13 protein-coding genes and 4 tRNA genes are annotated in these 14865 nt (G+C 65.1%); 6 read left to right on the forward strand and 11 right to left on the reverse strand.

Going from position 1 to position 14865, the window contains the following annotated elements:
* Positions 1-314 precede the first annotated feature (314 nt).
* Positions 315-818, forward strand: a complete 504-nt coding sequence (locus H0X91_RS10405) for a GAF domain-containing protein (RefSeq protein WP_006482190.1) — start codon at positions 315-317, stop codon at positions 816-818.
* Positions 819-938: 120 nt separating this feature from the next.
* On the opposite strand, the gene map is transcribed toward H0X91_RS10405, so the two are convergent.
* Both map and H0X91_RS10415 read right to left on the reverse strand, forming a co-directional pair.
* Positions 939-1745: a type I methionyl aminopeptidase gene (gene map / locus H0X91_RS10410; protein WP_006482199.1), complete on the reverse strand. Its 807-nt coding sequence runs from the start codon at positions 1743-1745 to the stop codon at positions 939-941.
* Complete coding sequence (locus tag H0X91_RS10415) at positions 1745-1981, reverse strand: ParD-like family protein (protein ID WP_060263365.1); 237 nt, start codon at positions 1979-1981, stop codon at positions 1745-1747. The genes map and H0X91_RS10415 overlap by 1 nt, the downstream gene beginning before the upstream one ends.
* Before the next feature lie 147 nt (positions 1982-2128).
* On the opposite strand from H0X91_RS10415, the gene H0X91_RS10420 reads away from it, so the two are divergent.
* On the forward strand, positions 2129-2749 hold the full coding sequence (locus tag H0X91_RS10420) for a helix-turn-helix domain-containing protein (RefSeq protein WP_060263364.1): 621 nt from the start codon (positions 2129-2131) through the stop codon (positions 2747-2749).
* 50 nt (positions 2750-2799) lie between these two features.
* A complete protein-coding gene (locus H0X91_RS10425; protein ID WP_196433018.1) occupies positions 2800-3348 on the forward strand; it encodes a GNAT family N-acetyltransferase in 549 nt (182 codons plus the stop codon).
* A 94-nt stretch (positions 3349-3442) separates the two neighbouring features.
* On the opposite strand, the gene H0X91_RS10430 is transcribed toward H0X91_RS10425, so the two are convergent.
* From H0X91_RS10430 to uvrC, 8 genes are all read right to left on the reverse strand, one after another.
* On the reverse strand, positions 3443-4375 hold the full coding sequence (locus tag H0X91_RS10430) for an alpha/beta fold hydrolase (RefSeq protein WP_048989498.1): 933 nt from the start codon (positions 4373-4375) through the stop codon (positions 3443-3445).
* Between the two features lie 184 nt (positions 4376-4559).
* The gene (locus tag H0X91_RS10435; protein ID WP_196433019.1) at positions 4560-6038 is read right to left on the reverse strand and encodes a sensor domain-containing diguanylate cyclase; all 1479 of its coding nucleotides are present in this window, start codon (positions 6036-6038) and stop codon (positions 4560-4562) included.
* A gap of 643 nt (positions 6039-6681) precedes the next feature.
* A tRNA-Cys gene (locus H0X91_RS10440) sits at positions 6682-6755 on the reverse strand.
* 99 nt (positions 6756-6854) lie between these two features.
* A tRNA-Gly gene (locus tag H0X91_RS10445) sits at positions 6855-6930 on the reverse strand.
* A gap of 51 nt (positions 6931-6981) precedes the next feature.
* Positions 6982-7057: transfer RNA gene (locus H0X91_RS10450), tRNA-Gly, on the reverse strand.
* 52 nt (positions 7058-7109) lie between these two features.
* Positions 7110-7185, reverse strand: a tRNA-Gly gene (locus H0X91_RS10455).
* 141 nt (positions 7186-7326) lie between these two features.
* Positions 7327-7914 carry a CDP-diacylglycerol--glycerol-3-phosphate 3-phosphatidyltransferase gene (gene pgsA / locus H0X91_RS10460; protein WP_006482193.1) on the reverse strand — a complete coding sequence of 196 codons (588 nt, stop codon included), beginning with the start codon at positions 7912-7914 and terminating at the stop codon, positions 7327-7329.
* Between the two features lie 90 nt (positions 7915-8004).
* Positions 8005-10041, reverse strand: coding sequence for an excinuclease ABC subunit UvrC (gene uvrC / locus H0X91_RS10465; protein WP_006482194.1), 2037 nt, complete (start codon positions 10039-10041; stop codon positions 8005-8007).
* A gap of 76 nt (positions 10042-10117) precedes the next feature.
* Here uvrC and earP point away from each other — a divergent pair, with 76 nt between their 5' ends.
* The 3 genes from earP to H0X91_RS10480 all read left to right on the forward strand — a co-directional run bounded on the left by earP (position 10118) and on the right by H0X91_RS10480 (position 13659).
* On the forward strand, positions 10118-11311 hold the full coding sequence (gene earP, locus H0X91_RS10470; RefSeq protein WP_084750039.1) for an elongation factor P maturation arginine rhamnosyltransferase EarP: 1194 nt from the start codon (positions 10118-10120) through the stop codon (positions 11309-11311).
* A 137-nt stretch (positions 11312-11448) separates the two neighbouring features.
* The gene (gene efp / locus H0X91_RS10475; RefSeq protein WP_006485608.1) at positions 11449-12006 is read left to right on the forward strand and encodes an elongation factor P; all 558 of its coding nucleotides are present in this window, start codon (positions 11449-11451) and stop codon (positions 12004-12006) included.
* A gap of 267 nt (positions 12007-12273) precedes the next feature.
* Positions 12274-13659, forward strand: a complete 1386-nt coding sequence (locus H0X91_RS10480; protein ID WP_006485607.1) for a sigma-54-dependent transcriptional regulator — start codon at positions 12274-12276, stop codon at positions 13657-13659.
* Positions 13660-13832: 173 nt separating this feature from the next.
* On the opposite strand, the gene nagZ is transcribed toward H0X91_RS10480, so the two are convergent.
* Positions 13833-14861: a beta-N-acetylhexosaminidase gene (nagZ, locus tag H0X91_RS10485; RefSeq protein WP_006485604.1), complete on the reverse strand. Its 1029-nt coding sequence runs from the start codon at positions 14859-14861 to the stop codon at positions 13833-13835.
* Between the last annotated feature and the right edge of the window lie 4 nt (positions 14862-14865).

Here is a 14865-nt window from a genome sequence, read left to right on the forward strand (position 1 = left end):
GAAGGAGCAGACATGATCTTCGGATCCCATGCTTGTACATGCGCACTCGATGTAAATGGCGCGCGTAACCGTTCGGGCTTCAGGAAGACCAGCACGGCAACCGTGCGTTTTGTACTCAGTCACGGGCTCCAACACCCAAGCGCGGGGCAAACTGCACGGTCTCGTCTGGCTACCACCAGACTTTACCGTACTGGTCAGTACTGAACATACAAGCGCGCCGCGTCACGCACGACCACACGCTGCAGAGCGCGCGCGGGTGCCGTAGACTGCGGTACGCGCGAGTGCGCATTTCACAACCCCTATCGCTTTCCGCCATGTTCACGCTGTCCAATGACCCTACCGCCTCCAAGGCCGATCAATACGCGACGCTCGTCGAGCAGGCGCGCGCGCTCGTCGAATCCGAACGCGACCTGACCGCGAATGCGGCGAATTTCTCCGCGCTCGTCTATCACTCGCTCGATCGCCTGAACTGGGCCGGCTTCTACTTCTTCGACGGCACCGAGCTCGTGGTCGGACCGTTCCAGGGCAAGCCCGCGTGCGTGCGGATCGCGCTCGGCAAGGGCGTGTGCGGCACGGCCGCGCAGACCCGCGAGACGCAGGTCGTGCGCGACGTGCACGACTTCCCCGGCCATATCGCATGCGATGCGGCGTCCGAATCGGAAATCGTCGTGCCGCTGGTCGCCGGCGACGGCACGCTGATCGGCGTGTGGGACGTCGACAGCCCGGTCGCCGCGCGCTTCGACGACGAAGACCGCCAAGGGATGGAAGCACTCTGTCGCGTGTTCGTCGAACACGCTTGGGAGAAGGCGCGCGGTTAAGCGCCGCGGCGTCGCGGCGCCGGCCGCCGTGAACGACACGGGCCCCGCGAAGGGGCCCGTTTCATTGCAACGCTTCCATTGCAACGCTACGCCGCCGTGCGCGGCGCACCCCTGCCAGTGTCAGGCAGCGTGCGTGCCCGGAAGCGCCGAGAACGCCTGGGGCTTCGCGTCCTCGGTGAGCACCTCGAAACCCGTTTCCGTCACGACGACCATGTGCTCCCATTGCGCGGACAGCGAATGGTCCTTCGTGACGACCGTCCAGCCGTCGGCCAGCACGTGGGTGTCGCGCTTGCCCGCGTTGAGCATCGGCTCGATCGTGAAGATCATCCCCGGCCGCAGCGGCAGGCCGGTGCCCGGGCGACCGTAATGCAGCACCTGCGGCTCGTCGTGATAGACGTCGCCGATGCCGTGCCCGCAATACTCGCGCACCACGCTGAACCCTTCACGATGGGCGACCTGCTGGATCGCATAACCGACGTCGCCGAGCGTCGCGCCGGGACGCACCGCGCGAATGCCGGCGTGCATTGCCTCGTAGGTCGCCGCGACGAGCCGCCGCGCGAGTTCGTTCGGTTCGCCGACGAAGTACATGCGGCTCGTATCGCCGAACCAGCCGTCCTTGATCACTGCGATGTCGAGGTTCACGATGTCGCCGTCGCGCATCGGCCGCGACGTCGGAATGCCGTGACAGACCACGTGGTTGACCGACGTGCACAGCGTCTTCGGATAGCCGTGGTAGCCGATGTTCGCGGGAATCGCGCCCAATTCGTCGATGATGTATTCGCGGCAGCGTGCGTCCAGCTCATCGGTGGTGACGCCCGGCTTCACGTACTCGGTGATCATCGTCAGCACCTGCGACGCGAGCTTCGCGGCTTCGCGCGACTTGGCGATTTCCGCGGCACCGCGGATCGGAATTTCGCGTTTCGCCATCACGCCACCTGCTCGATGCCGTGCGCGGCCGTCTCCGCCGGCCCCACGTCGTCGCCCCGCGCCTCGGCCTCGATCAACATCTTGCAGATGTCGCCGTAGGACAGCGCCGGGTTGAGTTCCGCCAGCATCCCGACACGCAGCCAGTGTTCGGCCTGCGCGTTGATCGAACGGCTCAACGCCGTGCTCGTCGAGCGCAGCCGCTCATGCATATGCTCGGAAATCTTGATGATGCCCATATATCCCCAATTAAACGAAACGTAGCTGTTTCGTATATTACGCTGCGCATGACGACCGGGCAAGCCGTTCGTGTCTCGCCTCCCGCCGCCCCGCTGCGGGAAATACCGTTGACATCGAATTCCAGCTTGCTGGACAATAAATCCATTATGAAAGAATCAGCGATCATCGCGGCCGACGATACGGGCATCAACGAGCGCATTGCCCGGCGCGTGCGCGACCTGCGCGCCGTTCGAGGCTACACGCTCGACGCGCTGGCCGCGCGTTCCGGCGTCAGCCGTTCGATGATCTCGCTCATCGAACGCGCGTCGGCCAGCCCGACGGCCGTCGTGCTCGACAAGCTCGCGGCCGGCCTCGGCGTGTCGCTGGCCGGACTGTTCGGCGGCGACCGGGACGACGCGCCCGCCCAGCCGCTCGCACGGCGCGCGCAGCAGGCCGAATGGCGCGACCCGGCGTCCGGCTATGTGCGGCGCAACCTGTCGCCGGCCGGCTGGCCGTCGCCGATCCAGCTCGTCGAGGTCGATTTCCCGCCCGGCGCGCGCGTCGCGTACGACAGCGGCGGGCGCGAAAGCGCGCTGCATCAGCAGGTGTGGATCATCAGCGGCCGCGTCGACGTCACGTTCGGCGACGTGCTGCACGAACTTCACGAAGGCGACTGTCTGGCCATGCGGCTCGACCAGCCGCTGATCTTCAGCAATCCGTCGTCGCATGCCGCGCGCTATGTCGTCGCGATCTGCGATGCATCCGCCGCCGGCGTGCGGAGCACGTGACGCGCGCATCGTGTGTGGAACCGATTCAGAGCCAACAGGAAGGAACCCGTATGAATTCCCCGACACAGCGCGACGACGTGCGCCTGATCGATTGCAGCGAGGCCGAACACGCGGCGGCCATCCTCGAGATCCTGAACGACGCGATCGTGAACTCGACCGCGCTGTACGACTATCGACCGCGCCCGCCGGAAGCGATGGTCACGTGGTTCGCGACGAAACGCGCGGGCGGCTTCCCGGTTTTCGGCACCGTCGACGCAGCGGGCGAACTGCTCGGCTTCGCGAGCTGGGGTACGTTCCGCGCGTTTCCGGCGTTCAAGTACACGGTCGAACACAGCGTCTACGTGCGCAACGACCAGCGCGGTCGCGGGCTCGGCGAACGGCTGCTGCGCGAAGTGGTCCGGCGGGCGCGCGAAGCGCAGGTGCACGTGCTGGTCGGCTGCATCGATGCGACCAATGCCGGCAGCATCGCGCTGCATACGAAACTGGGGTTCGTGCACGCGGGCACGATCGCGGAGGCGGGCTTCAAGTTCGGCCGCTGGCTCGATGCGGCGTTCTATCAGTTGAAGCTCGAGACGCCGGCGCAGCCGGTGGATGGGTGATGATGGCTTGCGACACGTCGCGTGCGCCGTGCGCGACGGCTTCAGGTGATGCAGGAAACCTCTCTTCCGGTCGTCAGGCCGCAGGATCATGAGCTCACCGCCCGGCAATCGCGCGTATGGCCTCCGCAAAGACATCTGGCGCCTCGCGCGGGACGAAGTGTCCTATTCCATGCAGCAGGCGGCGTTCATAGTGCCCGGAAAAGTACCGCTCCTTGTTTTCAGACGTGACGGGCAAATTGTCACGATCTTCCGCACCCTGGAGCATGATGGTGTCGACAGGGATCATCGGCGAAGCCGCCAATTGTCGTTCTATCTGCTCGTGCTGACCTGCGCCCGGCGCATCATGCCAGCGCTGTCGGTAAGCATGAAGGCTGATGTCGGCCCAGTCGGGATTGTCGAGAGAGCCGATCATGGCTTGAAAGTCGCTCTCCCTGTCGGGCCAAGCGGGCGACCAGCTGTGCCACAAGTATCTGCACAACCGTTCGCGATCCTCTCGATAGGCCTTCATTCCATACGTCGTCGCGACATACCACTCGTACCAATACGCGTTGGCCAGTTCATAGGGCATTTCGTTGGCCGGCATCGCGGTGGCATAGCCCGCCGCGGCGGTAACCATACCGTTTATTCTTTCGGGAAACAGCGCCGCGACGCCGTACGCCGCGCGCGCTCCCCAGTCGTACCCGGCGAGGAGGACGTTCGTCAAATCCAGCGCTTCCACGAACTGCGACAAATCAAGGGTCAGCGCTGCAATTGCGCCGCTGCGCATCGTGTCGCCATTCAAGAAGCGTGTCGGTCCCGATCCACGCAGATAGGGCGCGTAGATTCGGAACTGCTGACCACTCGATCCGAGGTCCAGGATAGTCTTGTCCCAGCACTGAACATCGTCGGGCCATCCGTGGACAAGGACCAGCGGCGGTCCGTCAAGCGGGCCCGATACTTCGTAGGCCACGTCGAGTTCGCCGGTGCGACATGTCAAGAAATTTCGTGGCGATCCGCGTGTGCCCCGCTCATTCGCATCTGAAGTCATATCGATCTCCGGAAAGACGATTCAAAGATGCCGGCAAGCAGCAGCATCGCTCATTCCCGTTCGACATGACTTCCGACCGAATTTCGCGCGCAACGATTCGTCATGGAATCGTGCGTCTACGTAGACGCACCGACATACCCGAGCCCAAAGTAACGTTGAGACTCCTGCTCGGGTCCAATCACCGTCAAATCGACGACTGGAAAGCGGAAACCTTGTTCCGACCGGCTGCCTTCGCGTAATACAACGCCTCGTCGGCCGCCTTGATGACCGCACCGGGATCGCCGTCCTGATCCGGTGTCCAACTCGCCAACCCGATGCTGGCAGTCACACGCCCGTATTCGCTTCCGGCGTGCTCGAGCGCCAGTTCGTTGATCGCCGCGCGTATTCGTTCAGCAGTCTGGGCTGCCCCCGTCGGTGGCGTGTCAGGGAGCAACACGACGAATTCCTCTCCGCCGTAGCGAGCCGCCGTATCGGTCGGTCGGCGAATGTTTTCGCCGATGCAGCGCGCGACTGCAGCCAGCGCATCGTCCCCCGCCTGGTGACCATAGGTGTCGTTGTAGGCTTTGAAACGATCGACATCGACAAACAGCAATGAAAAAACGGAATGGGCTCGTCGCGCACGGCGCCACTCCCGGTCCAGAACTTCCCCAAAACTGCGGCGATTGTTAAGACCGGTGAGCCCGTCGGTGCGTGCCAGCAACTCAAGCTCGGATTCCGCGCGCATCCGACGCCGCAGTTGCACACCGAGAAACACGGATAGCGCAATGAACGCTGCGCCGAACGTCGCAACCAGCAGGCCGATCGTCTCCGCACGACGTCGCCACGCAGCATAAATATCCTGCTCCGCCTCTGCGACCATGATGATCAGAGGCAGCGTCGGCAAATTCTTGAAGTAGTAGAGACGGCGCACGCCGTCGATCGATGCCGTTTCCGAGAATGAGCCCTCGGGCGCGCTCCGGAAGCGCAGGAAGGTTGCCGCTTTGCCGATATCGCGACCGATGGTCCGGACGTCGTACGGCTGCCGCATGACCATGATGCCGTCCTTTCCGATCAGCGATATCGAGCCGTGTTGTCCCAATGACAACCCTGCGAACAGCTTGTGGAAATATTCAAGGTTGATGGCGATCAGCGCGATACCGGCAAACGAACCATCCGGATTCGATATGCGCCGCGACAGCGCAATGCTCAGCATACCGGCGCGCAAGCGCGACACGAATGGATCGCTGACGTAAAGCCCCACGTTCGGATTGTCGCGGTGGATCGTGAAGTATCTGCGATCGGCGAAATTGCCCTTGCGCGGCACGTCGTTGGCCGAATCCAGAATGATATTCCCGTCGGCATCGAGCACCAGTTGCGAACCGATGAATTGCGCCGTCATTGCATGATCGAACAGCGCTTCCCGCCGCAGCGCGGGCGCCGCAGCCATCACGTCAGGCCGCTGCAGGCCATGGATCAGCGCCTGCAAGGACAGATCGTAGAGTTCGAGGTTGCGCTCGATGTCGCGCTCGGCCATCAGGCCGAGATTGCGCGAGGTTTCGCTGGCCCGCTCCAGGGCGTCGTGACGGCTTTGGAATAGCTGTAGCACGCACAGGCCCATCAGCGCGCACGCGATCACGATACCGACTGCCACAACGAAATAAGGGGCTGCCGTCCGGTGTTGCATGGATCTCCTCGCTGCAAATTGTGCACATCCGGGTCGGACGTGATTTCGCATACAAAGTCTCGGTCTGGCGCATTGACATGTGCTGCACCAAACTGACCGCAACCGAAAACGGCTGGAGTCTATCGAACGTGATGCGCCGACAACCCGCTACCGGTCGCGCCCTCCTCCGAAATGATTAAATTACATGAGGAAACCACGCTTCCGGGAGAATATGTGAGGCGCGCCACGATCCGCACGCCGATCAAGATCCCGCCAGTTTCTGCTGACGGGCGAGCGAGGATGCCGCGACGATAGTCCCTGCCGGCATCCTCGGTGGAACTGCCCCACGGGCTGTGCGGCGTCATCCCTGAAGATGATCAGCCCGTTTCGTTCAGCAACCTTTCCGCGCGCATGCTCAGAATGTCCGCGATGCTTTGGCGCCAGATGATCGAGTCCGCCGCATCAGTCGGCCCGTGCGTCGGGCAACCCGGTCGCGATCTCGCCGGGATTCGACCGGCCAGAGCCACCGCGCCACGCCGTGTCAGCTGGGCGCGACGAACGCACCCGCGGGGCCCTCCCAGAGGGCGCCCACAGCGCGACCTCTTCGTCCACGGGGGAAAGCGACGCAGAAAAAAGAAAAGCCCCGCCGAAGCGGGGCTTTTTCTGGAGGCGCGAGCCGGAGTCGAACCGGCCTAAACGGCTTTGCAGGCCGCTGCATAACCGCTTTGCTATCGCGCCAAAAGCGGACTGTCCGGATGCCGTGAGGCAAGCGACAGATTTTCATTCGAGGACCGGAGGTCCATCAAATAAAAAGGGAAGCGTGGCTTCCCCATTACTTGGAGCGGGAGACGAGTCTCGAACTCGCGACCTCAACCTTGGCAAGGTTGCGCTCTACCAACTGAGCTACTCCCGCATTGTCCTGCACCTGCAGCGCTTTGCCGTACTACACGCTGCCAGAAAAATCTGGAGCGGGAGACGAGTCTCGAACTCGCGACCTCAACCTTGGCAAGGTTGCGCTCTACCAACTGAGCTACTCCCGCATTGTCCTGCACCTGCAGCGCTTTGCCGTACCACGCGCTGCCAGAAAAAATCTGGAGCGGGAGACGAGTCTCGAACTCGCGACCTCAACCTTGGCAAGGTTGCGCTCTACCAACTGAGCTACTCCCGCGTATTGCTACGCTCCTGCTTCCCCGTCACACACTTACTTCGTCGTGCAGCGGAGAAGCGAGATTATGTCGAAGGCACATTCGTGTGTCAAGGGCTTTTCCAGCCCTTTTTACAAAAACCGCCGCCGCACAGGCGATGCGGGTCAGGCGCCGCCACGCTCGCGAATCTGCGGCCATGCGAGTTTCATGTAGTACAGCATCGACCAGATGGTCAACACCGCGGCCAGATACATCAGCCACTCGCCCCACACGCGCGTGTCGATCGTCACGATCCCGAGCGGCAGCGGCCCGTAGAACAGCAGCATCGGAATCGCGACCATCTGGCACGCGGTCTTGAACTTGCCGAGCTGGTTCACCGCCACGCTCTTCGACGCGCCGATCTGGGCCATCCACTCGCGCAGCGCCGAAATCGCGATCTCGCGACCGACGATCACCAGCGCGATCGCCGCGTCGACCCGCGAAATCTGCACGAGGATCAGCAGCGCGGCCGTCACCATCAGCTTGTCCGCGACCGGGTCGAGGAACGCGCCGAACGACGACGTCTGGTTCCACTTGCGGGCGAGGAAGCCGTCGAACCAGTCGGTCAGCGCGGCGAGGATGAAGATCGCCGCCGCCGCGAGATTGCGGTGCGCGCCGCCCATCACCGTGTCCGGCAGATAGAACACGCCGACGACGAGCGGAATCAGCACGATCCGTACCCACGTCAGGAAAATCGGGAAATTGAACGGCATGGCATGCGGGACAGTAAAGGATTCGCAATTGTGCCGTGTCGACCGGCCTGCCACAAGAACGCTGGCAACGCCGCCGGCCGCACGGCCGCGTCAGTGAAGCTGCTTGTAGATCTGCTCGGCGAGCGCGTGCGAAATGCCCTCGACGCTCGCCAGTTCCTCGACACTCGCGGCCACCACGCCGCGCAACCCGCCGAAGCGCGCGAGCAGCCGCTGCCGGCGCTTCGCGCCGACGCCCTCGAGTTCCTCGAGTCGCGACGTCTGGCGCGCCTTCGCCCGCTTCGCCCGCATGCCGGTGATCGCGAAACGGTGCGCCTCGTCGCGGATCTGCGCGACGAGCATCAGCGCGGCGCTCTCCTTGCCGAGTTCGAGCGGCGTGCGGCCGTCCGCAAACACCAGCGTTTCGAGGCCGACCTTGCGCCCCTCGCCTTTCGCGACGCCGACCAGCATCGACGTATCGAGGCCGAGCTCGGTGAATACCTGCCGCGCGATCTCGACCTGGCCCTTGCCGCCGTCGATCAGCACGATGTTCGGCAGCAGGCTCGACGCCTCGGCCTGGCGCGTCGACTCGCCGTCGATGCCGGCCGCTTCGTCGACGGCCGCCGCCTGCGCGGCCTGCTCGACCATCTTCTCGTAGCGGCGCGTGAGCACCTGCCGCATCGCCGCGTAATCGTCGCCCGGCGTGATGCCCGTGATGTTGTAGCGGCGGTATTCGCCCGACTGCATCTTGTGATGGTGATAGACGACGCACGACGCCTGCGTCGCCTCGCCCATCGTATGGCTGATGTCGAAGCATTCGATCCGCAGCGTCGCGAGATCGTCGCTGTCGTAGCTGAGCGCGTCCGCCAGCGCGCGCGTACGCGCCTGCTGCGAGCCCTGCTCGGACAGCAGCCGCGCGAGCGCGAGGCGCGCGTTCTGCTCGGCCATCGACAGCCACGCGCGCCGCTGCCCCTGCGGCTGCCGCACCAGCGACACCTTGTGGCCGGCCTGCTCGGACAGCAGCTCCAGCAGGTCGCGGCTCGCCGGTGCATGGCTGACGACGAGCACGGGCGGCACGCGATTGCCGAGATAGTGCTGCGCGATGAACGCGTCGAGCACCTCGGCCTCGACCGACGCCGCGGCCGCCGTGCCGCGCGCGCTGCCGGCCTCTTCCGCGGGCAGATCGGGCACCGCGTCGGCCGTCGCATCGACCGCCTCCGCCGGCTCGGCCTCTTCGCCGAGACCGCCCTCGGCGAGCGTCAGCGCGCTTTCGACGTGCGTCGGGAAATAGGCCTTGTCGCCGAGGTGCCGGCCGCCGCGCACCATCGCGAGGTTCACGCACACGCGCCCGCCCTGCGCGACGACGGCCAGGACATCGACGTCGCTGTCGCTGCCGACCTCGATCGCCTGCTGGTGCAGCACCGTCGCGAGCGAGCTCATCTGGTTGCGCACGGCCGCCGCCTGCTCGAATTTCAGTTCAGCCGCGAACGCGTGCATCTTCTGCTCGAGCTCCTTCATCACTTCGGACTGCCGGCCGAGCAGGAACCGTGCGGCGTTCGACACGTCGACCGCGTAATCCTCGTCGGAGATCGCGCCGACGCACGGCGCCGTGCACCGCCCGATCTGGTGCAACAGGCACGGCCGCGTGCGGTTGTTGAAGACCGAATCCTCGCAGGTGCGCAACTGGAACACGCGCTGCAGTATCTGGATGCTCTCGCGCACGGCCCACGCACTCGGGAACGGCCCGAAATACTGGTTCTGCTTGTCGACTGAGCCGCGGTAGTAGGCCATCCGCGGAAAGCGGTGCGCGGTCAGCTTCAGGTACGGATACGATTTGTCGTCGCGAAACAGGATGTTGTAACGCGGCGCGAGCGCCTTGATCAGGTTGTTCTCGAGCAGCAGCGCTTCGGCTTCCGAGCGCGTGACGGTCGTTTCGATGCGCGCGATGCGCGTGACCATCATCGCGATGCGCGGCGACAGTTGCGTCTTCGTGAAATAGCTCGACACGCGCTTTTTCAGGTCGCGCGCCTTGCCGACGTAGAGGACGGCGCCCGCCGTGTCGTAATAGCGATAGACACCCGGCATGTGCGGCAACTGCGCAAGGATCTTCTTCGGTTCGAACGGAATATCGGAAGCTTCTGGGGATGTCATGCGTGATCCGGGCGCCTTGTAACGCGGAACGGGTCCATTAGAATCGCCAGTTTAGAGCATTCACCGGCCCGCTTCGATGCCACGCACCACCGCTGCCCCACTCTCTTCCGCGCCGCTCGCGCCGGGCGAACCGATCGCCTGCGACCTGTTCTGCACGGTGATCGACAATTTCGGCGACATCGGCGTGTGCTGGCGCGTCGCGCGTCAGCTCGCGCACGAGCACGGCTGGCAGGTTCGCCTGTTCGTCGACGACCTGCACACGTTCGCGCGCCTGCTGCCGGAAGTCGACCCCGACGCGACCCGGCAGACGGTCGACGCGATCGTGATCGAGCACTGGCATGCGGAAGTCGGCGACGCGCTGGACATCGCCGATGTCGTGATCGAGGCGTTCGCGTGCGAGCTGCCCGGCCCGTATCTCGCGGCGATGGCGCGACGCGCGCGCCGCCCCGTGTGGATCAACCTCGAATACCTGAGCGCCGAGGACTGGGTCGCCGATTTCCATTTGCGGCCGTCGCCGCATCCGCGCTACCCGCTGCTGAAGACGTTCTTCTTTCCGGGCCTGTCGGCCGGCACCGGCGGCGTGCCGAAGGAGCGCGACCTCGACGCACGCCGCGCGGCCTTCGACGCCGACCCGGCAGCGCGCGCCGCGTGGTGGCGGCGCGCGACCGGCGGCGCGCCGCCGGCGCCCGGCACGACGGTCGTCAGCCTGTTCGCCTACGAGAACCCGGCCGTCGACGCGCTGCTCGCGCAGTGGCGCGACGGGCCGTCGCCGGTCCTCGCGCTCGTACCCGCCGGGCGCGTGTCGCCGGCCGTCGCGCGCTTTTTCGGGGTCGAATCATTCGCGGCGGGCGCGCACGCGCGCAGCGGCAACCTGACCGCCCACGGGCTCGCGTTCGTTCCGCAGCCCGACTACGACGCGCTGCTGTGGGTCGCCGACCTCAACTTCGTGCGCGGCGAGGATTCGTTCGTCCGCGCGCAATGGGCGCGCAAGCCGTTCGTGTGGCACATCTACCCGCAGGCCGACGACGTGCACCTGCCGAAGCTCGATGCCGCGCTCGCGCACCTGTCGGCCGGCCTCCCCGATGCGCCGCGCGCGGCGCTCGAGCGGTTCTGGCATGCGTGGAACGGCGCCGGCACGCCCGACTGGGCCGATTTCTGGCAACACCGCGCCGCGCTGGACGCCAATGCGATCCGCTGGGCCGACGCGCTCGCGGCCGTCGGCGATCTCGCCGGAAAGCTGGCGGAATACGCAAAATCTCAGTTAAAATAAGCGGTTATCCGACGGCTGACCACGCAAGCGCTCGCGTTTGAGCTTTGGGCGCCCACCGGAACGCATCTGCTTGGCGCCTCACCCGTTGTGCACCGCTCAGGCACCTATTTATTTGATTTGATCAGGACAGTGTTTTTATGAAAACCGCACAGGAACTCCGCGTAGGCAACGTCGTGCAGATCGGCAGCGACGCCTGGGTCATCGCAAAGACGGAATACAACAAGTCGGGCCGTAACGCCGCCGTCGTCAAGATGAAGATGAAGAACCTGCTGTCGAACGCAGGTCAGGAATCGGTCTACAAGGCCGACGACAAGTTCGACGTCGTCGTGCTCGACCGCAAGGAAGTGACGTACTCGTACTTCGCCGACCCGATGTACGTGTTCATGGACGCCGACTACAACCAGTACGAAGTCGAAGCCGAAATGATGGGCGAAGCGCTGAACTACCTCGAAGACGGCATGGCTTGCGAAGTCGTGTTCTACAACGAGAAGGCCATCTCGGTCGAACTGCCGACGATCCTCGTTCGCGAAATCACCTACACGGAACCGGCCGTCAAGGGCGACACGTCGTCGGGCAAGGTGCTGAAGAACGCGAAGCTGGCGACCGGCTTCGAACTGCAGGTGCCGCTGTTCTGCAACACCGGCGACAAGATCGAAATCGATACGCGCACGAACGAATACCGCAGCCGCGCGTAATCGTCTGCGATATCCGCATCGAACAAAGCGCCCTTCGGGGCGCTTTTTGTTTGCCTGGCGTCAACAGCTGCCACAAGCCGGCGCCATAAGCAGCACAAAATCCACCGGTAAAGATATTCAATTTGTATCATCGGTAACTGTTTTATAGCGCCGGAGAAATAATGCGCGTGACGCGTTCGGCGGGGCATAAAATCAGTCTTTAATCCGACATGCGGCTGCGGTCCGCTGGCCGACAGCCCGCCTCTCTTGACTCGACTCGCGTCCACCATGCCACACGCCCTGATTGTCGAAGACGATCCCAACAGCCTGTCAGGCCTCACCGCGCTGCTCGCCGCAGACGGCTTCTCGGTCGACACGGCCACGTCGCTCGCCGAAGCGCGCACGGCGCTCGGCCGCTCGATTCCCGATGTCGTGCTCGTCGACCTGAACCTGCCGGACGGCAGCGGCTTCGACCTGCTCCAGCACCTGCCGCAGCAACAGCCGAACGGCTCGCTGCCCGTGATCGTGCTGACGGGCAACGCGACGGTCGAGAGCGCCATCGAGGGTTTGCGCCACGGCATCTGGGACTACCTGCTCAAGCCGATCAACATTCCGCGCCTGCGCAGCTTGCTCGCGCGGATTCCCCGCCCGTACGAACTGATCGACGAAGTGCAGTCGCTGCGGGCATCGCTGCGCCATCTGGGCCGCTTCGGCGCGCTGGTCGGCCGCAGCGACGCGATGCAGCACGTGTACGACATGATCGAGCACAACGCCCGCACCGAGACGGCCGTGCTGTTCTCGGGCGAAGCCGGCACCGGCAAGAAGCTGGCCGCGCGCACGCTGCACGAGCTGAGCCGGCGCCGCAAGGGGCCGTTCGTGTCGTTCGACTGCCGGATGCTCGCGCAGGCCGGCCGGCATGGCGCGTCGCTCGACAGCGTGCTGTTCGGCCACGAGCGCGGCGCCTTCGACGGCGCGGAGCGCCGCGAGTTGGGCCTGTTCGAGCAAGCCGGCGGCGGCACGCTGTTCCTCGACGAAATCACCGCACTGCCGCTCGTGCTGCAGGAAGCGCTGCTGCACGCGCTCGATTCGCAGAACTTCATGCGGATCGGCGGTACGAGCTCGATCACCAGCGATTTCCGGCTGATCGCGGCCACGCGCCGCCCGGCGCGTGAAGCGGTGGCAAACGGCACACTGCGGGAGGATCTGTGGCTGCGCCTCGATGCGGCATCGATCACGATGCCCCCGCTGCGCGAGCGCGACGGCGACGCACTCGCGATCGCGGATGCGCAGATCGACGAACTGAACCGCGAAGCGCGCGCAACCGGCCGCAGCACGACCGACAAGCGCGCGGCGCCGGGCTTCGTGCGCGAATGCCTGTCGTACGAATGGCCGGGCAACGTGCGCGAGCTGCAGGAACGCGTGCGCTTCGCGTACGACGCATCGGGCGACTTCATCGAGACGCTGCGCGCGGGCGAGGCCAGCTTCTCCGCCGGCGCCGCGCTGAACGGCAGCAGCGTGCAGATCAAGGTCGGCACGCCGCTGTCCGACGTCGAGGATCTGCTGATCCGCGCGACGCTCGACGCGGTCGGCGGTACGCGCCACCGCGCCGCGACGCTGCTCGGCATCAGCCCGAAGACGCTGTACAACAAGCTGCAGCGGATGAAGGTGAACTGAGAGAACGGCGCCCTGGATACGGGCGCTGGCAGGATCTGACCGTTAGTTGCGTTCAAGTCCGTGCTGGCGACTGTTCGAATCAGGCTGTCGCCACCCGTAAAAAAGCCGCGCGATTGCGCGGCTTTTTCGTTTGGAGCGACCGGAACGACACGATCCGCGCCCGCCCTGCCCGCTTACGCCAGCGCGCTGCTCAACAGCGCCTGTGCCTGCAGATACTCGGGCTGCGCGATCAGCTTGTCCCACTTGAGCGCCTTGCCGCGCGCACGCATCCGCTTGATGCGCCGCACCGACTCGGCCGAGGCCCGCGCCTTCAGTCCGTTCAGCACGACTTCGGCTGCATCCGGCTGATTGCAGACGAGCACCATGTCGCAACCGGCGGCGAGCGCGGCGTCGGCGGCCTGCGTGAGCGTGCCGCCTTCGCGGGCAGCCTCCATCGACAGGTCGTCGCTGAAGATCGCACCCGTGAAGCCGAGCTTGCCGCGCAGGATGTCCTGCAGCCACACGCGCGAAAAGCCCGCCGGCCGCTTGTCGACCTGCGTGTAGATCACGTGCGCCGGGATCACCGCGGCCAGCGACAGCCCGAGCCAGTCGTACGGCGCGACGTCCTGCTCGAGGATCGCGTCTAGCGTGCGGTCGTCGGTCGGCAGCGCGACGTGCGAATCGGCCTCCGCGAAGCCGTGCCCGGGAAAATGCTTGCCGCAGTTTGCCATGCCGGCAAGCGACAGGCCGTGGTTCAGGCTCTTCGCCAGCAGCGTGACGACGCGCGGATCGCGATGGAACGCACGATCGCCGATCACCTTCGAGTGCCCGTAGTCGAGATCGAGGACGGGCGTGAAGCTCATGTCGATCCCGCACGCGCGCAGCTCGGCGGCCAGGATGTAACCGACGGCGGTCGCGACCTTCGTCGCGAGCAGCACGTCGCGATCCCACAGCTCGCCGAGGCGACGCATCGCGGGCAGCACCGTGAAGCCGTCGGTGCGGAACCGCTGCACGCGCCCGCCTTCGTGATCGACGGCGATCAGGATGTCTTCGCGCACCGCGCGGATCGAATCGGTCAGCGCGGTCAGTTGAGCACGATTCTGGAAGTGCCGCGCGAACAGGATCACGCCGCCGGTATTCGGATGCGCGAGGCGCCGCGCATCGTCGCGCGACAGGGTCGTGCCGACGACGTCGAGCATGACCGGGCCGGGAGTCGTTTTCATCGAA

It is taken from the genome of Burkholderia sp. 9777_1386, from assembly GCF_015712265.1.
Taxonomy (GTDB): Bacteria; Pseudomonadota; Gammaproteobacteria; order Burkholderiales; family Burkholderiaceae; genus Burkholderia; species Burkholderia cenocepacia.